This is a genomic window from Neobacillus kokaensis (assembly GCF_014656545.1).
In the GTDB taxonomy this organism is placed as follows: Bacteria; Bacillota; Bacilli; order Bacillales; family Cytobacillaceae; genus Neobacillus; species Neobacillus kokaensis.
Map to the genome: position 1 here is coordinate 33,854 of NZ_BNDS01000011.1, position 19,483 is coordinate 53,336.

Annotated in this window: 13 protein-coding genes and 4 riboswitches; of the genes, 1 reads left to right on the forward strand and 12 read right to left on the reverse strand. The window is 40.7% G+C overall.

The annotated features are described in order from the left end of the window. Positions 1 to 100 precede the first annotated feature (100 nt). The 8 genes from fdhD to IE222_RS13855 all read right to left on the reverse strand — a co-directional run bounded on the left by fdhD (position 101) and on the right by IE222_RS13855 (position 11,126). Complete coding sequence (gene fdhD, locus IE222_RS13820) at positions 101 to 901, reverse strand: formate dehydrogenase accessory sulfurtransferase FdhD (protein WP_191273781.1); 801 nt, start codon at positions 899 to 901, stop codon at positions 101 to 103. Between the two features lie 13 nt (positions 902 to 914). Beyond that, on the reverse strand, positions 915 to 3,272 hold the full coding sequence (locus IE222_RS13825; protein WP_191273783.1) for an FdhF/YdeP family oxidoreductase: 2,358 nt from the start codon (positions 3,270 to 3,272) through the stop codon (positions 915 to 917). Positions 3,273 to 3,413: 141 nt separating this feature from the next. Next, positions 3,414 to 3,776 (reverse strand): Na-translocating system protein MpsC family protein, encoded by a 363-nt coding sequence (locus tag IE222_RS13830; protein ID WP_191273785.1) that lies wholly within the window; start codon positions 3,774 to 3,776, stop codon positions 3,414 to 3,416. A 115-nt stretch (positions 3,777 to 3,891) separates the two neighbouring features. Then, positions 3,892 to 4,452, reverse strand: a complete 561-nt coding sequence (locus IE222_RS13835) for a DUF2062 domain-containing protein (protein WP_191273787.1) — start codon at positions 4,450 to 4,452, stop codon at positions 3,892 to 3,894. A gap of 284 nt (positions 4,453 to 4,736) precedes the next feature. Further along, positions 4,737 to 6,137 (reverse strand): dihydrolipoyl dehydrogenase, encoded by a 1,401-nt coding sequence (gene lpdA, locus IE222_RS13840; RefSeq protein WP_191273789.1) that lies wholly within the window; start codon positions 6,135 to 6,137, stop codon positions 4,737 to 4,739. Positions 6,138 to 6,216: 79 nt separating this feature from the next. Next, a complete protein-coding gene (gene glyA / locus IE222_RS13845) occupies positions 6,217 to 7,467 on the reverse strand; it encodes a serine hydroxymethyltransferase (protein ID WP_191273791.1) in 1,251 nt (416 codons plus the stop codon). A gap of 167 nt (positions 7,468 to 7,634) precedes the next feature. After that, positions 7,635 to 7,719: riboswitch (glycine riboswitch) on the reverse strand. 3 nt (positions 7,720 to 7,722) lie between these two features. Beyond that, a riboswitch (glycine riboswitch) is annotated at positions 7,723 to 7,823 on the reverse strand. An 83-nt stretch (positions 7,824 to 7,906) separates the two neighbouring features. Then, positions 7,907 to 9,313 (reverse strand): amino acid permease, encoded by a 1,407-nt coding sequence (locus tag IE222_RS13850; protein ID WP_191273793.1) that lies wholly within the window; start codon positions 9,311 to 9,313, stop codon positions 7,907 to 7,909. Between the two features lie 242 nt (positions 9,314 to 9,555). Next, positions 9,556 to 9,614: riboswitch (glycine riboswitch) on the reverse strand. Between the two features lie 2 nt (positions 9,615 to 9,616). Further along, a riboswitch (glycine riboswitch) is annotated at positions 9,617 to 9,713 on the reverse strand. A 138-nt stretch (positions 9,714 to 9,851) separates the two neighbouring features. Continuing rightward, positions 9,852 to 11,126, reverse strand: a complete 1,275-nt coding sequence (locus IE222_RS13855; RefSeq protein ID WP_191273795.1) for an L-cysteine desulfidase family protein — start codon at positions 11,124 to 11,126, stop codon at positions 9,852 to 9,854. 301 nt (positions 11,127 to 11,427) lie between these two features. Between IE222_RS13855 and guaC the strand changes: the two genes are divergently transcribed. Next, positions 11,428 to 12,411 (forward strand): GMP reductase, encoded by a 984-nt coding sequence (guaC, locus tag IE222_RS13860; RefSeq protein ID WP_191273797.1) that lies wholly within the window; start codon positions 11,428 to 11,430, stop codon positions 12,409 to 12,411. Between the two features lie 334 nt (positions 12,412 to 12,745). Here the strand turns inward: guaC and IE222_RS13865 are convergent, their stop codons facing one another. Genes IE222_RS13865 through IE222_RS13880 form a run of 4 tightly spaced genes read right to left on the reverse strand, consistent with a single transcriptional unit; the run spans position 12,746 to position 19,294 of the window. Beyond that, positions 12,746 to 13,696 carry a sugar ABC transporter substrate-binding protein gene (locus tag IE222_RS13865; protein WP_191273799.1) on the reverse strand — a complete coding sequence of 317 codons (951 nt, stop codon included), beginning with the start codon at positions 13,694 to 13,696 and terminating at the stop codon, positions 12,746 to 12,748. Positions 13,697 to 13,710: 14 nt separating this feature from the next. Further along, the gene (locus tag IE222_RS13870; RefSeq protein ID WP_191273801.1) at positions 13,711 to 15,762 is read right to left on the reverse strand and encodes a PAS domain S-box protein; all 2,052 of its coding nucleotides are present in this window, start codon (positions 15,760 to 15,762) and stop codon (positions 13,711 to 13,713) included. Next, a complete protein-coding gene (locus IE222_RS13875) occupies positions 15,704 to 16,564 on the reverse strand; it encodes a CheR family methyltransferase (RefSeq protein ID WP_191273803.1) in 861 nt (286 codons plus the stop codon). Before IE222_RS13875 ends, IE222_RS13870 begins: the two co-directional genes overlap by 59 nt. A 3-nt stretch (positions 16,565 to 16,567) precedes the next feature. Then, on the reverse strand, positions 16,568 to 19,294 hold the full coding sequence (locus IE222_RS13880) for an ATP-binding protein (RefSeq protein WP_191273805.1): 2,727 nt from the start codon (positions 19,292 to 19,294) through the stop codon (positions 16,568 to 16,570). Positions 19,295 to 19,483: the final 189 nt, after the last annotated feature.

A 19,483-nucleotide genomic window follows, 5' to 3' on the forward strand; every position in this document is an offset into this window, starting at 1 on the left:
ACTTAAATCCGGAATCCTCCTCTGTGCTATGCTCGTCTTAGATACCAATCCAAAAAAATTGCTGAAAAAAATGAAATCACAAAGAAGCACCATGTGAATTTCACACGGTGCCTGACACCAATACCCTCTCCTGATGTGTATAGACGTTGAATCCGTTGCCCCTGATGAAGCCGATTGCGGTGATGCCGAGTTCTTCTGCTAGGCCGAGTGCTAGGTTGGTTGGGGCGGATTTGGAGAGGATGATGCCGACCCCGATTTTTGCCGCCTTCAATAATACCTCGGAGGAAATTCTCCCGCTGAAGGCTATCAGCTTATCTTTCAGTGGAATGCGATGAATGATACAGTACCCAAAAAGCTTATCCAGGGCGTTGTGCCTGCCGATATCTGTTCTTGCGACAACAATCCCCTCTGTTGTGCATAGGGCCGCATTATGAACACCGCCTGTTTGCTGAAAATAAGAGGAACTTTCCTGCATCTCTGCCATCAGGCTGCGGCATTGTTCTGGTGTAACCGTTAATTTCGTCATCACTGTTTTAGCCGTTTTCACATCATTATGAAAATAAAACTGCCTGCCCTTCCCGCAGCAGGAACCGATAAAGCGTTTGGAGTGAAAATCTTTTTGCACAGTGCACTTCCGAACCAGGTCGACATAAGCGAAGCCTCTGTCCTCGTCAATATGAAGCTCCTTGATATCATCGTAAACTCGTATCATCCCTTCTGATGCTAGAAATCCGACCACTAACTCTTTCATATCAGAAGGACTGCATACCATGGTGGCAAACTCGTTTCCATCCAATATAATCGTTAAAGCTGATTCAACCGCAATGTCGTCCTCTTCCTCGACAAAGTGCTCCCCATTAAACCTGACAATATTCTGTGATGTCGTTATTTCCTTTAACAACTTCAGCCCCCCCTTACCCAACTTCTGTTTCAAGCTCAGGAATCGGTTTTTCTAGATAATCCGTATCTTTGCGCGCATGATAGCGTTCCGCTTTTTCAACATGAACCGTAATATTATAATCCGGAATTCCGGCAAACTTCTCATAACGGCCGCGCGGCAGCAGGAAGTTCCCCTCTGGAAAATGGACTTCGACATTTCCCTGAACAATTTCAACGAATTTCGCTTTACCTTGGAATACGCCAAAACCGTTATATACTACAATACCCTCTCCCTCGGCGATGCTTAACTTTTGCCCATCAGCTGCATTCATCAGCACATCATAGCGTCCCGCACCGTTTAATGGATCAACTTCATTGTATACCATCGAATTAAACTGTTTTCCACGGCGTGAGGTAACAATAAATTGTTCAGGTTTTTTATTTAAATCGGGAATCTCAACCGGTATTAAGCTCCCTTTCCCATCAGGTGTTGGACAAATACCGTCTTCGCACAACCATGCGCCGCCCCACTGGAATACGTCCCCCTGATTTTTCAAGTACTGGATTCCTTCATAATCTGGGTTTGCTTTGGCAATTTCTTCTCGAATGGCAAAACCATCCGTAAAATCAATTAAATGCGCCTCTTCTGGTTTCACGCGTTTAGCTATATCCAAATAAATCTTCCATTCTGCCCTAGCCTCTTCAATCCTATTTTTATTACCAGGAATCTCTGGTGAAAAATAAACCATCCGTTCGGTTGATGTACTTGTACCGCCATCTTCCTGTTCATAGCGTGTTTTTGCCGGCAGTACAATGACGGCTTCTTTCGCATCGACTAGGGTGGATGTATTAAAAATAATGTCTTGATGTACTCGTATCTCGAGCTCTGATAAGGCTTTTTTAATAAAATCAGGATCTGGCATTGTTTCTAAGAAGTTACCGCCAGATAAATAATACAGCTTGATTTTCCGTTCATGGTCCTCCGGAAGCACGATATTTTCCAGCGTCACACCTACAATATCCCCCTGCCACTTCGGCAAGTCGAAGCCCCAAAGCGTTTCGATTCTTTCAATCGTTGCAGGGTCCCAACCCCCGCCGGGCAACACAAATGGGTCAGCTCCCATTTCACCGCTTCCCTGTACACTTGAGTGACCGCGAAACGGCATCAGTCCTGTATTTTTTCGTCCCAAGTGGCCGCGAAGAAGGGCCAGATTAGCAACTTGTGAGATATTGTCAGTGGCAAAGGAATGCATCGTCAGCCCCAGTGCCCAGGCATAAACAGCATTTTTGCTTCTGGCTAACAATTCCGCAAGTTCTATGATTCGTTCTTTTGGAACACCAGATGATTCTATGATTGCTTCCCAAGATTGACCCTGGACTTGTTTCTTTAGCTCGTCATATCCATTTACATGGGACTCGACAAATTCGTGGTTAATCGCTGATCCATGAGTCTTCTCTTCCATATTGAACCAGTGCTTCATAATCCCATGCATTAAAGCAATGTCGCCACCAATGTTTACTTGGTAAAAGTCATCAGCGATTTTTGTACCAAATAGGGCTGATTCAGGATTGGACGGAATCCAATATTGATCCATTGCCGGTTCCCGGTACGGGTTAACGACGATGATCTTCGTCCCTTTTTTCTTTGCTTCGAGCATATATTTGGATGATACAGGTGAAGAGTTCGATGCGACACTTCCCCAAAATAATAAAACGTCTGTACCAATCCAATCTAAATAATTACACGTAGAGGCTCCGACGCCAATTGAGCGTTTCAAAGCGGTTTTACTTGGAGCATGACAAATTCGTGATGCGTTATCAATGTGATTGGTGCCTAGAAAACGTGCCACTTTTCCAGCAACATAATAGCTTTCATTTGTAATCCCGCGGGCAGTAAGATAAAAAGCATATTGTTTTGGCTCGAGCGTTCTCATTTTTCCTGCAATCATATCCATCGCTTCGTCCCATGAGATGCGTGAGAATTTCCGCTCCCCTTTGCGGCGGATTAACGGGTAAGGGATTCGACCGAGCCTGCGAAGCTCTGTACTATCATATTTTCTTAATTCATCAATGTCGGCATGAAGAATTTCTGGTTTGATTGCCGGCATGGTGTTTAGTCTCAGCACATTTAGGCGGGTTGTGCAAACATGCGGGCCGGTTAATGTTTGGTCATATAACCCCGATACTCCAAGTGCACAGCCATCGCAAACCCCTTTAGTGATAATATTGGCTGCATATCCGAGATTATCTTTATTCTCCCAGACGATTTTCATTGTATCGCGGATATGTTTTGGTTTTATTTTCCCTAAACCAAAAGGTACCGGACTTACCCAATGTTCCGGGGCAGGCTTCATTGATTTCTTCTGTGGCCCAGGATGTACTGTTTTTCCCATTTCCAATAATCCTCCTTTAAAAATGCAAATAAAAAACCACCAAGGAAAACATTCATCATCAAAAAAGATGAATGCGCCGTGGTGGTTAGCCTTCAACAGGTTCGCTGTCAAGTACCAACTACTGTCATTCGATAAAAGCAGTTATAAATTTTTAAATTTTCCCTCGATATCTTGGTCAAATACGAAGATGGACATTCCTTTGTCTTCTTCAATATTAATATCGACAAATACTTTAACAAATTTTACTCCAAGGAGTTCTTCCATTTCTATCGGATAATTTTTCTTGTAAATATCCTTTACCATTTCAGTCCGGGCTGCCCGCAGCATTTGTCTTCCATCTTCAGCTGTGGCAATAAATTTTTCGATGGGAGATAAATTCCCTTCCATCTCACAGATTGCCCAATTCTTACAAAAGGTGGTTCTGACCTGACTGGGACCTTTCCCCATATGTCTTTTTCGAAATGCGCGAACAATATTACTGAATTCCGCTTCATATTTATTCACAAAAACTCAACTCACTTGCTAATCTTCAGGTTATCACTATAGTCACCATGTTAATATTCTACAATTTTATCAGAATATTTGCAATCGAAAAGGTGTCAGTCACCTTGTGAAATTTTCACATGGTGCCTGACACCGTCATTTTCACTTCATGTTGTTTCTGGCGTCTTCTTTTTAATCGGTTTGTTATTTCTTTTTCGTAGAGGTAATGGACGACGAAGTATGAAATAACACCGAGGAACGTTCCAAATATGGTCATGCCGATGAGTGCGTGCAGGCCGCCATGGAGAAGTCCTATTAAACTATGAAAATCCCCGTGCAGCAGCTTTTGTAATGAAAAAGCGGTATGGTGTCCGTGTTTGACTTTAATTGGAAATATAATTTTCCCTAATGTTCTGGCAAATGGAAGCAGCAAAACAGGAAGGAAGGTTAATTTTCCGATCACGTTTCCAATGATAGAAGCAGGTAATGAGCCTTTCGCTAAACGAACAATGGGTACAAATAATATATATATGAGAGAAGCGGTTGATATAACTAGCATTTCCAAGCCGAATCCAAGGGCGAATCCCAATGCAACCTTTCTAGCTCCGCCTGGAGATCGAAGAAGTTTCATGAAGTTTAACTTGAATGCTCGTCCAAGGCGTTGGAAAACATTATATTTATGTTGTTTTACGCTCATAAAGTAACCCCCAGGTGAAAACAGAGTATGTTGGGAACATTTCAATAAGGGTTTCATAGCTCGTTAAACAGTCAAGAGTTATTTTACACGCTTACAATTTGTCCTATATCTATATTATATTATAATTTTATTCTGAAAACTAGTTAGAATATACTAGTTTATGATAGTAAGAAATGGATGCTGAAAAGAGAGAGCCGCAGGCTTTTTCACAACAAAAGAGCCATCGGATCCGCCCGATAGCTCTTTACTATATCGATAATTCTATTGCCTATATGTTTTATCCCTTATGCATGGATTTCCTTGCCATCAACAGCAAGCGCCGCTTCTCCTATGGCTTCGGCTAAGGTAGGGTGTGGATGAATAGTATGAGCGATATCTATAGCGGTTGCATCCAATACACGGGCAAGGCCGACCTCAGTTATCATATCCGTTACATGCGGTCCCACCATATGAGCTCCTAGCAGCTTATTCGTGCCTTCTTCCACTACAAGCTTAACAAAACCGTCACATTCGCCAAAAACCAAAGCCTTCCCAATTGCCCGAAATGAGAATTTACCTGCTTTTACCTCGTAGCCTTTTTCCTTCGCTTGTTCCTCTGTAAATCCTACACTTGCGACTTCAGGGCTGCAGTACACACATTTTGGTACAAGCACAGGGTCTAAAGCTTTAGTGGGTGCTCCTGCCATATGTTCAATGGCAATAATCCCTTCATGTGAGGCAACATGGGCCAGCTGCAAACCACCGATCACATCACCGATCGCATAGATATTCGGTTCATCAGTTTGGTAATATTCATTTGTTTTGATAAAAACAGGCCCCAGTTCAACAGCCGTTTTTTCAAGTCCGATTCCTTCTGTATTGGCCTGCCGTCCGACCGAGACTAACAGTTTATCTGCAGTGAATGGCGTCTCTTTCCCTTTATGCTCCGCCTTAATTGAAACACCTTCACCTTTTTCAAGCGTTTCTGGAAGTACCTTAGCACCTGTAACGATTTTGACTCCCTTTTTCTTCATTAAGCGCTGGATTTCCTTCGAAATATCTTTATCCTCTGTTGGTAAAATCCGATCAGCATATTCAATTACCGTTACTTGTACGCCGAAGTCCATAAGCATGGATGCCCATTCGATGCCAATGACTCCGCCCCCGACAATGATAATAGAATTCGGAAGCTCCTCCATTTGTAATGCTTCATCCGATGTCATCACATACTTCTCATCGGCTTCAAGGCCTGGAAGTGTCCGCGGCCTTGATCCTGTTGCAAGTAAAATATTCTTGGGGCTTAAAATAACTTCCCCTTCGCCATTATTTAGTTCCACTAAAACATCCTTTGACTGCAGTATGCTGCCTTTGCCATCATAAACATCGATTTTTCCCTTTTTCAATAAATGTTGAACACCTTTAAAAAGGCGATCTGTTATTTCATTTTTCCGCACCTGTATTTTAGAAAAATCGAAGCTGACTTCCGGGGCCAAAATTCCATACTGTGCTGCATTTTTTGTCTGTGTATATACTTCTGCACTTCTTAGCAGCGCCTTACTCGGAATACAGCCTGCATGAAGACATGTACCCCCTAATTTTCCTTTTTCAACGACCGCCGCTTTTAACCCTAATTGTGAAGCGCGAATAGCCGCAACATATCCGCCTGTTCCGCCGCCGATAATCACAACATCGTATTCTTTTGTCATCTCCAGGGGACTCCTTTTAGTCAAAATTTTTAAGCCGGAGCCTTCCTGACCTTTAAGGCACCCGCATTTTCCCTTTTAGTTAGACGGTAATTTCTTGTTGAAATAATGGGTAAGCGCTGCAAATGGCTTTTGTCGTTTCTTTTGCTTGTTCAAGAACGCTCACATCGCCTTTGCTTTTCAGAACCTCAGCAATCACTTTCCCAATCTTCGCCATTTCATCCTGCTTCATCCCGCGTGTTGTCAATGCTGCCGTGCCCATCCGAATACCGCTCGTTACGAACGGACTTTTAGGATCAAATGGAATGGTGTTTTTATTAACAGTAATCCCTGCTTCCTCCAGCAATTTCTCTGCTTCCTTTCCTGTTAAATCCCAAGGTCGCAAATCTAGAAGCACAATGTGATTGTCGGTGCCGCCTGAAACAAGTGTAGCGCCTTCGCTTTTTAACGCATCTCCAAGTGCTGCCGCGTTTTTAATGACCTGCTCCGCATACACCTTAAAGCTTGGCTGCAATGCTTCGTTGAACGCAACCGCCTTGGCTGCAATGATATGCATTAGCGGACCGCCTTGAATTCCGGGGAAAACCGCTTTATTGACCGCTTTATAAATTTCCTCATCATTCGTTAAAATAATGCCGCCGCGCGGTCCTCTCAGCGTTTTATGCGTCGTGCTTGTCACCACATCGGCATACGGAACTGGTGATGGATGAAGTCCTGCAGCCACCAGCCCTGCAATATGTGCCATGTCTACCATGAATTTCGCACCAACCTGATCAGCAATTTGTCTAAAGCGGGCAAAATCAATTTTTCTTGGATAAGCGCTGGTACCAGCAATAATTAATTTTGGTTGTTCCTTCTTCGCGATGGCTTCTAGTTCATCATAATCAATCAACTGTGTATCTTCTCTTACTCCGTAAGACACTACCTCGAACCATTTACCTGACACACTAACAGGACTTCCATGGGTTAGATGTCCGCCATGTGAAAGGTTCATTCCCATCACTTTATCCCCAGGCTGAAGCAATGCGAAAAAAACAGCAAAATTTGCCTGCGCTCCGGAGTGCGGCTGAACGTTGGCAAAATTCGCACCAAACAGCTCCTTTAAACGGTCGATAGCGGTCTGTTCGGCCACATCAACATACTCACAGCCGCCGTAGTAGCGCTTTCCTGGATACCCCTCGGCATATTTATTCGTCATCACGCTGCCCATTGCCTCTAGGACATCATCACTGACGAAGTTTTCAGAGGCAATCAATTCTAATGTTTGATGCTGGCGCTGCTGTTCTTTTCTAATTGCTTCATAAATCGTTTGATCATTTTGTTGTAAACTCATTCCTATTCCCCCTTGAAAAATTGGTTATATTTTCCCTTTGTTATACCTGAGCCTGAACTCAGGTTGCAGCTGCTCACTCCCGCTTTTCTTTAGGAAACAAGTATGTTTCACAACTTTTTTGCACGCAAAAAAGGACAGAAAAAGGGTAATACAGCCTGTTTACCCTTCTCTGTCCTTTTACCTGAGAGTTTAACTCTATACAATAGAGCCTACCCCTTTGGTGGCGGCCTTACATCACCGCGCTCTCCAGAGGTGCGTCCTGCTGTGGTTCCTCTACCTGAGAGATTAGTTCCAAGGGTCTTTTTGGAACTTGCTCCTTCGGTGGCTTATAGCTTGCACTCTCCCACAACCGTCATCCGCGATATTTTATTATTTTCAGAATAATAGCTAAGAGTTTCGAAGTCAAGTAATTTTGTAAACGCAAACAAAATTAATTTTTCTAAATATTCTTGACCGTCTTTTGCAGCTTGTTCTTAGCTGCCTGCTCCATCTCTAATTTTGTAACTTTTGCCTTCCTCAGCTTATACACGACTGTTAGTAAAATAAACCAAGCAGGTGTTACGAACAAGGCAACACGCGTATCCTTAGCAAGTGCCAGCACCACAAGAACGAAGGCTAAAAAGATGAGAATTAAATAATTAGATAAAGGATACAGCGGCATTTTAAATTTATTTGCTTTCACAAGATCTGGTCTTGTCTTCCGATATTTCAAATGAGAGATAACTGTAATCCCCCAAATAAAAATAAAGCAGACTGTCGAAATACTTGTAATAAGGGTAAATACTCCCTCTGGCATTACATAATTTAAAAATACGGCGATCAGTACGACAACTGTTGAAAAGAACAAGGCATTGGAAGGTACTTTGCGAGTAGTAAGTTTCGCTAATGGTGCTGGTGCATTTTGATCCTTTGCTAAGGAGTACACCATTCGGCTCGTACTGAACATCGCACTGTTACATGCAGATGCTGCGGATGTTAAAACTACAAAGTTTACAATACCCGCTGCTGCAGCAATTCCTATGGCGGCAAAGACTTGGACAAATGGGCTTTTCGCGGGATTGACGGCATTCCATGGATAAATGCTCATAATCACTAGAAGTGCTCCAATGTAGAAAATAATAATTCGAATCGGTATGTTATTGATTGCCTTAGGGATCACTCGTTCTGGATCCTCTGTTTCACCGGCTGTAAGCCCGACAAGTTCAATACCTACAAAGGCAAATACTACCATTTGGAAGGATAGGATAAAGCCATTGAGTCCATTAGGGAACATTCCCCCATGACTCCAGAGGTTTGTAAAACTTGAAGCACCAGAATTGGTTGAAAAACCTTTGATAATCATAAACACACCAACAATGATAAGGGCTAATATCGCGATGACTTTAATTAACGCAAACCAGAATTCCATTTCGCCAAATAGTTTCACAGTGGCTAAGTTCATCGCGAGCAAAATGACTAGGGCAATTAATCCCGGCATCCATTGTGGTACTTGAGGGAACCAATATTGAGTATAAATTCCCACCGCTGTCAAGTCGGCCATGGCAATGGAAATCCAGCAAAACCAGTAGGTCCAGCCTGTGATAAAGGCAGCCATATTCCCTAAATAATCTTTTACAAAATCGACAAAGGAATGATAGTTCAAATTACTTAAAAGCAGTTCTCCAAGTGAACGCATGATTAAAAAGCAAATGACCCCTGTAATCATGTAAGCAAATAGAATAGACGGTCCCGCTAAATGAATGGACTTACCGGCTCCAAGAAATAATCCCGTTCCGATTGCGCCTCCGATTGCGATTAATTGAACGTGCCTGTTTTTCAGGCCTCTTGATAATGTTTGTTCCTGCATACTTATTCCCTCTTTCACTATTCAGGATGTTTGCATTTCAGAAGTTCTTACATGTTCAAAACTAGCATCTTGGCATTTTATTATTCTACAAAAGCTTGCTTATGGATTTGTCGATCCACCTAAGAAAAGCGCTTACATTTTTAAGGTTTAAACATTGTGATCGAGGCAGTCCCTCCTTTACTATTGTTTCCTATCTTTCTCAAACAAAAAAAGGACAGAGAAAAATAGGCTGTTCCTACTTTTCTCTGTCCTTTTACCTGAGAGTATAACTCCTTTGGTGGCACATGGCTCTCTCCAGAGATGCGTCCTATTGTAGTCCTTTTACCTGAGAGATTCCTGCCCATATATGGCTTGCTCCTTCGGTGCTAAACAATTGTTTAGACTCTCCCACAATAATCATCCGCTCATATAAATATATTTTAATATTATTTAATCAAAATCCTCGTGTCAACACAATAATCTAAATTGTCGTAAATATTTAAAAATTAAAGAGGTGTCAGGCACCATGTGAAAATTTCACATGGTGCCTGACACCCTTCTATTTCTCCAGCATCAATTTTAAGATGAGTTCGTCTGTTTGGCGTGTTCCTTCGTTTCCGAGTTTGCAGAAGGATTCAATGCTTTTCTCTACATCGTCATGGATGAAGCCGTCGGTCGATTGTATTTCTTGATGATTTAATGCCAAGAGTGCGGATTGTACAGCGACATTTGAACAGGTGGACACTTTCATGGCACAGCCCGCTTTTGCTCCGTCGCAAATCATTCCCGATACGTTACCGATTGTATTTTGAATCGCCGCTTTTATTTGCGTAAGGCCGCCGTCTAGCAAATACACAATCGCGCCGCTCGCTCCCATCCCGGCAGCTGTTACACCGCACAAAGCAGAGAGACGTCCAAATTTAGATTTAATATGGATTGTGATTAAATGGCTGAGGGCAACGGCGCGAACCATTTTTTCCTCAGAGACCTGAAGCTTTTCTGCCGCGGCGACGACAGGAAGAGTTACCGCAATTCCCTGGTTTCCGCTTCCGGTATTCGCCATTACCGGCAGCGTTGAACCAGCCATCCTTGCATCCGAGCCCGCAGCAGCGAGAGACATGGCTGCCGTGGCCAGATCATCGGAAAGAATTCCCCTCTTCACATTTTCTATGATGGTTTTACCAACATTCAGACCATAATTTCCCGATAGTCCTTCCAATCCAATCACTTTGTTTAGCTCAATACTTCTTTTTACAAGTGTAAGGTCATTAAGATCTGCCTCTACTACCCATTCATAAATTTCATCAATCGTCAGTGCTTCTAACTCTTCTTCATCTGTTTGGATTCCGATGTTCTCACAGCCGCCCAGATAGACCGCTTTCCCGTCGACTTCAATCAAAGTAATATTGCTATGGTTATCAGAAATAACTACTTTCGCTGTTTGCTCAGCTGTCTCTACCGTCACTTCAATATAAAGCCGTTTCGGTGTATCCGCCTGACCAGCTGTCACTTTCCCAGCAGCAATAAGGTCTAATGCCAGCTGCTCATCTTCACTAGTGAGACCGTCCAACACTTCTAATTTTTTAGTAGGATCTCCAGAAGCAGCACCGAGTGCGGCTGCAAATTCAAGCCCCTTAGCTTTCATTCCAGGAATCCCCACAGATTTTGCATTTTTAATAATATTTCCGGACGCTTTTAAGCTGATTGCCTTGATAGTTCCTGTCGTATAACTTCTTGCAGTTGCTGCCGCCAAAGCAATCGCCACCGGTTCGGTACAGCCGAGCGCAATGACTAATTCTTTTTCTAAAATCGTTAAAATTTTATGTTTCCCCATTTTATACCCCCAAATAAAAAAACGCTTCTCCAATTCTATCATAATCATATCGTAATATGCTGCAGGACCAAATAGATTTCTATTTCCATTCACCACAATTTTATCACTTCATCAGAAAATAAAAATACGCTTTCACTAGCGTTATAACCCTTTTTATACCCAGAACCGGCAATAGAATCCAAGAATTTTGTACATAAATATGAAAATATTTTGACATACTGATAAAAATAAGGTAAATTAACAGATGTACGAACGATTTATAAAAAAATAAAATAATTATTCGTGTTTAGGAGTGTAAGTTATGGATAATGTATTTGATTACGAAGATATTCAATTGATTCCTGCAAAATCAGTGGTTAAAAGCCGATCCGAGTGTGATACAAGCGTAAACTTTGGCGGTCATACTTTTAAATTACCAGTCGTTCCTGCAAATATGCAGACAATTATAGACGAAAAGATTGCAATTTTCTTAGCAGAAAACGGTTACTTTTATATCATGCACCGTTTCCAGCCAGAAAAACGGATTGATTTTATTAAAGACATGAAAGCCCGCGGATTAATCGCTTCCATCAGTGTTGGTGTAAAAGAAGCTGAATATGATTTCGTCAAGGAGCTGGCGGAAGAAAACCTTGTTCCGGAATACATCACGATTGATATTGCCCACGGGCATTCAAATGCCGTCATCGAAATGATACAGCATATTAAGAAACACCTTCCAAACAGCTTTGTCATTGCCGGAAATGTCGGCACTCCAGACGCTGTTAGGGAGTTAGAAAATGCCGGAGCCGATGCCACAAAGGTCGGTATTGGACCGGGTAAAGTTTGTATCACCAAAATCAAAACAGGATTTGGAACAGGCGGCTGGCAGCTCGCTGCACTAAGATGGTGTGCGAAAGCAGCAAGCAAACCGATTATTGCCGACGGTGGAATCCGTACACACGGAGATATCGCAAAATCCGTACGATTTGGTGCATCCATGGTGATGATTGGATCACTATTTGCAGGCCATGAGGAGTCACCAGGTGAAACGTTTGAAAAGGATGGAAAATGCTTTAAAGAATACTTTGGTTCCGCTTCAGAATTCCAAAAAGGCGAACGAAAAAATGTCGAAGGCAAGAAAATGTATGTAGAGCATAAAGGTCCTCTAATCGATACGTTAATCGAAATGGAACAAGACCTTCAATCTTCTATTTCCTATGCCGGCGGAAGAAAGCTGCAGGATATTCGTAAAGTAGATTATGTGATTGTGAAGAATTCTATCTTTAACGGGGATAAAGTTTATTAAAAACAATGGGAACGAGTTCGTTAAAAACTCGCTCCTCAGGCTGTCGAAAAACTTTCGATAGCCTTTATTTTATACGTATTCTTTATTAATCCACTGCGTTAATTCGATATAATATATTAATGCATAGGCTGTTCAACAGCTCCCGTTAGCATGGGAAATCTTATTATAAAATCCTTATTTTAGGTCTGACAAAATGAAAAATTGCCGAGAAAAATACCCTTTCTCGACAATCTGAGCGAGTTCTTTAAAACTCGCTCCTTCTTTTCAAAGAGTAAAAATCAATCCCCAGCACTCTCTTATATTGGTCACCCGTTTTTGTAATCAGCTGTCTCCCTTACCTTACCAAAAGACTATGATAGTCTAATCTTTGTTGCAAATTTTCTTTAATGACAATATCAACACCTGAATCAACAAATGGGTCAACTTGTTCGCCCTTTAGTACCTTTACTGCAGTATCAACACTTAAATGCCCCATATCATAAGGATTTTGTGCTACGCTGGCAGAGATCATTTCATTCTTGATTAGATTTAACAGGTCAGGAATTCCATCCGTTCCGATAACAGGGATGGTAAGATTGTGTTCTCGTAATACCTTAATAACAGATATAGCAAAAAGGTCATTAGTGGCAATGACTCCGTTAATATCAGGATGTTCCTTCAATAACTGTAAAGTTGCTTTTCTTACCGTTTTCTCATCATCCGTTATCCCAGCAATTTCAGGCACTACAATAATACCAGCCTCTTTTAATGTTTGTTTCGCGCCATCCATAATTTCTTGATTAGCTAAGACAGATAAATCTCCACCGATTAGAGCAGCTTTATTTCCTGGCTGAAGTTCGGAGCCCAATAGTTCGCCAACTTTTTTTCCTATCTCACGGCTATCAGCGCCAACATAAGAGGTTTTATTAGGCCATTTTTCATATTGATCAATTAATATGACAGGAATATTCTTTTCCTGCGTGAATTGATCCAAAATAGGTATAACGGATGTATCATACGGTGCAATTATCAAAACATCTGGGTGTTCTTTGTAAACTTTTTTCAGTATCTTACGCTGCTCTTTCGCCGTTCCACTGGGTGTGGCGATTACCTCCCCATCGATGCCATGTTCTTTAAATGCTTTTTCAGCTCCTGCTTTAACAATGTTCCAATATTGTCTGTCTAAACTTTTTAACACAACCACCATTTTCGGTTTTCCATGTCCAATAGATATAGAAATAAAACTTATCATGATAATCGTAATAACCGCTGCCGCAACTATCATAAGACTTCTTTTTTTTGACACTTCTCCTTATCCTCTCATCCATTGTTAGGATTTGTCTGAAATCGTATTGAAAATATTGTCCCTTTATTCCCTGTTTTGATATCAATCTCAGCCTGATGGCGTTTAGCCACGCTGTAACAAATAGCTAACCCTAAACCTGTCCCTTTTTCCTTTGTCGTAAAGAAAGGCGTTCCGATTTTTTCTAAAATATCAGGATGAATCCCTTTACCCTCATCCCTTATTTCTAAAATAACTTTCTCTTTTTCAGTATAGCTTTTGATTGTCAGCTTTCCGTTTGGCATCATGGCATCTAGTCCATTTAAGGCAACATTTAAAATAAGCTGGCGAATTTCTTTCTCATCTAGCAATATATCAGGACACTCGTGCAATTCCAGCTTCACATACTTACGGGACCGTAATGCTTCTGCTTGAATCAATGGTGACAAGGCTCCAAGGATTGAATTTAAATTTTGCCTTTTCTTCATACTAATTTTATTTTTTGCTAAATTAAGAAATTCTGAGATAATGGAGTTTGCTCTTGATAATTCTTCCAGCATAACGTCAATTATCTCAGATGAAAGAAGCTCATTATCAGTTCTTGCAATTTGTAAAAAACCTTGAACCGTCGTCATAGGATTTCTTATTTCATGGGCAATGCCTGCTGCCATTTCACCGATTAAGTTTAAACGATCTAATCGGGCGATTTGTTTTTCTAAATGAACTCTTTCCGTCACATCGGTTAATACAATTAGGGTGCATGGTTCCGAAGCAATATCAATGATTTCAGTCGAGAGTAGACCCTCTCGGATTTCTCCTTCTTTTGTCTTATAATGTATTTTTTTATTTAGAATTTTTTGACCCAGATGGACCGGCTTCCCTGTTAACTCATCAATAAATTTCTCAGCATTTATTTTTTTGTTCATTAATTCATAACTTTGATATCCTGTAAAGCTTAACCAGCTTGAGTTAATATCAATAATGGTCGAATCCTCCCGGGAGCAGATCGCCATTAAGCAAGGACTCGCTTCAAAAATTTTACGAAATCGTTCTTGGGAACGGTACAGGTGGGCAGCTATTCGTTTACGTTCCACAATTTCCTTTTGCAGCTCCACATTTGCCTTTGTTAGTTCTAATGTTCGCGTATCCACCATCTTTTCCATCTGATTGAACTGGGCCTTTTTAACCTCTTCCATTTCCTTTCTTTCTGTCACATCCCGAATGGAACAAACAAATACCTCGTGGTTCTCAATCTTTGTTCCTCCAATCAAAAGATCAGCATGAAAGCTGCTATTATCCTTTCTATAGGCAACAGATTCAATCACTTTACCGATAGATTGTTTGATGGCTGTTAGAGAATAAAGCACTGACTCTTCCGAATTGCCTTCTTTTTCTTTTAGAAAAAGCAAGCAGACATGCCTCCCGATTAATTCCCTTTGATTGTAGCCAAACATGCTATTAACAGCAGGGTTAGCCGATAAAATTAAACCTTGATCGTCAAACGTAATAATCGTATCGAGAATGGTTTCACCGATCGCCTTTGATAGTGCCTCCGATTGACGTAAATGGAAGGTTGCCCTATCCAGCATTTCATTCAGTTCCTCAGTTTGTTCTTGTACGGTTTGAATCATACTTTCTTTGTGATTCAGGTGAATTTTTACAAATTGCTCAATTTTCCTTTTTAATGTTTCAGGTTGAAATGGTTTAAATATATAATCTACCGCTCCTGCCTCATACCCTTGTAGAACATGCTCCATATCTTGACTAATCGCCGTAATAAAAATGATTGGAATATGTTTTGTTTTTTCTCTAGCCTTTATCAGTTTGGCAGTTTCAAAACCATTTAGCCCCGGCATCTGTACATCCAGTAAAATAACTGCAAAATCCTGCTGCAGCATGTATTTCAATGCTTCTTTACCCGAGCTGGCCCTAACGAGATGATAGCTTGGAGACATCAATGCTGCCTCCAACGCTAAAAGATTTTCCGGGCGGTCATCCACCATTAAAATATTGACTTTATTAGAGGGAACGCTATTTAATTTTTTGATAGAGTTTTTCGGACGGCTCAAATTCCTTGTAACAATTTCCATAACTCGTAAACCTTACCCCCTCTCGCTGTCCCAGCCCTATAAAGCCTGATAGACTAAGGCTGTCATATAGTAACTTATGGACCTGATTTTGAAGATCTTTATTAAAATAAATAAAGACGTTTCGGCATATGATAATATCAAACTCATTAAATGATTGATCCGTTACTACATCATGCTGGGCAAAAACAACATTTTTTTGTAGAAATGAATGAAATACTACTTTATCGTCCACTGCCTTGTAATACTCAGAAAAGGACCTTTTTCCCCCTGCCTCAAGATAATTTTTCGTATAAAGCTGCATGACGTCTAAGGGAAACGTAGCTTGCTTTGCCTTTTCAAGTATTTCTTTATTCATATCAGTGGCAAATATCCGGCATTTATTGTATAAACCTTCTTCTTGAAGAAGAATGGCCATTGAATAAACCTCTTCACCGGAAGCACAGCCAACATGCCAAATTCTAATTTCAGGATAATCGTTTATAATCGGTATGACCTTGGTACGTATGGACTTAAAAAACGAAGGATCTCGAAACATCTCGGTCACATTGATGGAAAAGTCAGAAAGGAGCCTCATCAATGCTTCTGAATCCCTTAAAACCTTTTCTTGGAGTGCTGATATACTTGTGAGCTGCTCCTTATATACTCGATGGCTGATTCTCCGTTTAACAAAAGGAAAAGCGTATTTTCGAAAATCATATCCATACAAACGATAAATCGCTTCCAGCAGTAAATCTATTTCAATTCTTTCTATTTCTTCTAACTGGGCAAGTGTATAGTTGTTTGCGCCCTTTTCTATGATCATTTTCTAAGACTCCTTACGATAAAGCCATACTTGCATTAACGATAATAACTGTTCCACGTTAATGGGCTTGCTAATATAATCCGTTGCGCCAGCCTCTAAACATTCTTCTCTGCTTCGTCTCATTGCTTTTGCAGTTAAAGCGATAATGGGTATTGTTTTAAATTTAGTCAGGCTGCGAATTTGGCGCATCGCCTCAAACCCATCCATTTCTGGCATCATGATATCCATTAAAATGAGATCAGTATCCGGGTTGTCTTCTAATACCATCAGCCCTTCCCGGCCGTTTTCTGCTACGATAATCTCCATTTCATACATTTCAAGAGCGACTGTTAAAGCATATACGTTGCGAATATCATCATCCACGATAAGGATCTTTTTGTTTTTCAAATTAGATTTGGTGCGTTGTTTGATTGGATCTTCATTGGTGTCACCATGATTCTCATAAAGACTGATCGCTGCTTCTTCGTAGGCAGCCTGATCTCTCATTTTATAACCAGGCTGAACATACGGCAGATATAACGTAAACGTGCTACCCTTTCCTTTCATGCTTGATACCTCAATAAAGCCATCTAATAAATGGGCAATTTCACGGCTGATGGAAAGACCTAATCCAGTACCTCCGTATTCCCGGCTGGTTGTTCCATCGGCTTGTTGAAAAGCATTAAAGATGACCTCATGTTGATCTTCGTCAATGCCAATTCCCGTATCGATGACAGAAAAGGCTAGCATTTGCTGCAGCCTCGTATTTTCTTTAACTTGCATTTCTTGCATCATGAGCTGAACCTTTAATGTCACACTGCCAGTCTCCGTAAACTTAAACGCATTGGAAAGAAGATTTTTTAAAATTTGCTGCAAACGTTGGTCATCCGTCTCAAAGTTTGCAGGTAAACCTGGATCCATTTCAATCGCAAACTCAATCTGTTTCTGTTCCGCTAGAGGAGAAAATTGCCTGTCGATAAACTCCAGCACCTCATAAAGTTCTACCTCTTTTGTGTTAATATCTAATGTCCCCGACTCGACCTTTGCTAAATCTAATACATCGTTTATTAAATAGAGCAAATCATTGCCAGAGGAGTAAATAGTTCGAATATATTCCTCTTGTTTTGGCGTAAGATTTCCATCTCCGTTGTCAGACAAGATCTTAGCTAAAATGAGTAAACTATTAAGCGGTGTTCTTAACTCATGCGACATATTGGCTAAAAATTCCGATTTATATTGGGAGCTTACTTCTAGCTGCTGTGCTTTTTCCTCTAGCGCTCCCCTTACCTTTTCTATTTCTTCGTTTTTATGCTTTAACGCTTCATACTGTTCCTCAAGTTTCTCATTCGTCGTTCTTAGTTCCTCTTGCTGCAGCTGCAGTTCTTCTGATTGGGCCTGGAGCTCTTCCGTCATTGTTTGTGATTCCAGCAACAATTTTTCTAACTTCACATGACTTAATATACTATTAATCTTGATTCCTATATTATTAACAGCTGCTTCGAACAATTTTATTTGTAAAGGATGATACGTTTCAAATGAGGCGATTTCAATCACAGCTAGTACTTCATCTTCAAATATTACAGGTATGATGATGATGTTTTTTGCTGGGCTTTCCCCCATTCCCGACCCAATTTTAAGATAATGATCAGGTACATCGTTCAATATGATTAGACGCTTTTCAAGTGCACATTGACCAATAAGACTTTCCCCAAACCGATACCCAATATCAGTATCAGAATCATTTAATACGGCATAGGAGGATAATTTCTTAAAATAGTATTCCCCGTTTACAAATTCTTTCAGATAAAAAATTCCACAGCTTGCTCCTGCCATTGGTACCAGCTTTGTAATGAATAAATCTGCCAGCTCAGGTACACTTTCAACCTCAGGATAAATAGTCGCAATCTCGGCGATCTTTTCATTTAGCCAGCTCTGAGCTTTCGCGTCTTCTTTAAGTTCTTTTTCTCGTAAGCTATGCTTCTCGAGCGCCTCTGCCATTTTATTAAAGGCAACCGTAATTTCGCCCAATTCTCCTTTTGCTGAAAGTTCTATTCGCGGCATTTCCTCAAAATTGCTGGCAGTTGCTTGCTTCATAACTGTTGTCACCTTGTTAAGATTATTGGTCATACTTCTAATAATCCAGAAAGTGAATCCAACCCCGATAAACAGAGCAATAGCCAAATAGATGTAAATCATGGTAACCGCCAAGTTGTACGTTTCTTTCGTTCTAAATAGTTCGCTTTTCAGCTTTTGTTCTTCTAATACGGATAAGAGGTCGGCGATTTGCAGCATTCTTTGTCTCGTAATTTCGGCATCTGCCCAAAAAGATGCTGAAAATTCCGTTTTATGATTGAGTCTTTTTGCGGTCAAAGCTTGCTGTCCTATATCCTGATAGTTTTGATACAAGGTTTTAAACCTTGCCAAAAGCTCCTGCGCTCTCTCCTCCGTGTCTTTTTTCTCAAGTGATTCCATGGCTTCATAGAGCTTAATTTGGGATTCCTCCCAATCTTGTTTTGCCTTTAAATGAACCATTTCCTCACTGTTTGTAACCATAAAAACAAGCTCGAAACCAATTCTAGTAGTCTCATATTTCATGACTGTGGCCATTTCTATTCTTTCATTTAAGTCATTAACCACCTCGTTCATTTTCACCGTCGTTTGTTCGAGCATATTTAACAAAACAACCGCAATAATGAAAATAAATAACAATAATGACCCTACACTCATATAAAGCTTTGTTTTAAATTTCATAGGACCTCCCTATTTATTCCGTAAACTCCGGTTACTTTTAATAACGAATAAAGGTTATGTAAAAATCTAAAAAATAACTTGGTTCTATTTTACAGGAAATTTCAATCTTCAAATTTATCTGTAAATGGTTATATTTCATATATTTTACTTTAAAAATCTTATTATCGTCTACATAATATTTACTACTTT

Excerpts from the sequence above, each read along its gene's own strand:
- IE222_RS13825 (WP_191273783.1), bottom strand. The coding sequence starts at position 3,272 with ATGGGAAAAACAGTACATCCTGGGCCACAGAAGAAATCAATGAAGCCT.
- IE222_RS13850 (WP_191273793.1), bottom strand. The coding sequence starts at position 9,313 with ATGCAGGAACAAACATTATCAAGAGGCCTGAAAAACAGGCACGTTCAA.
- IE222_RS13875 (WP_191273803.1), bottom strand. The coding sequence starts at position 16,564 with ATGATCATAGAAAAGGGCGCAAACAACTATACACTTGCCCAGTTAGAA.
- lpdA (WP_191273789.1), bottom strand. The coding sequence starts at position 6,137 with ATGACAAAAGAATACGATGTTGTGATTATCGGCGGCGGAACAGGCGGA.
- glyA (WP_191273791.1), bottom strand. The coding sequence starts at position 7,467 with ATGAGTTTACAACAAAATGATCAAACGATTTATGAAGCAATTAGAAAA.
- IE222_RS13855 (WP_191273795.1), bottom strand. The coding sequence starts at position 11,126 with ATGGGGAAACATAAAATTTTAACGATTTTAGAAAAAGAATTAGTCATT.
- IE222_RS13880 (WP_191273805.1), bottom strand. The coding sequence starts at position 19,294 with ATGAAATTTAAAACAAAGCTTTATATGAGTGTAGGGTCATTATTGTTA.
- guaC (WP_191273797.1), top strand. The coding sequence starts at position 11,428 with ATGGATAATGTATTTGATTACGAAGATATTCAATTGATTCCTGCAAAA.
- IE222_RS13835 (WP_191273787.1), bottom strand. The coding sequence starts at position 4,452 with ATGAGCGTAAAACAACATAAATATAATGTTTTCCAACGCCTTGGACGA.
- IE222_RS13870 (WP_191273801.1), bottom strand. The coding sequence starts at position 15,762 with ATGGAAATTGTTACAAGGAATTTGAGCCGTCCGAAAAACTCTATCAAA.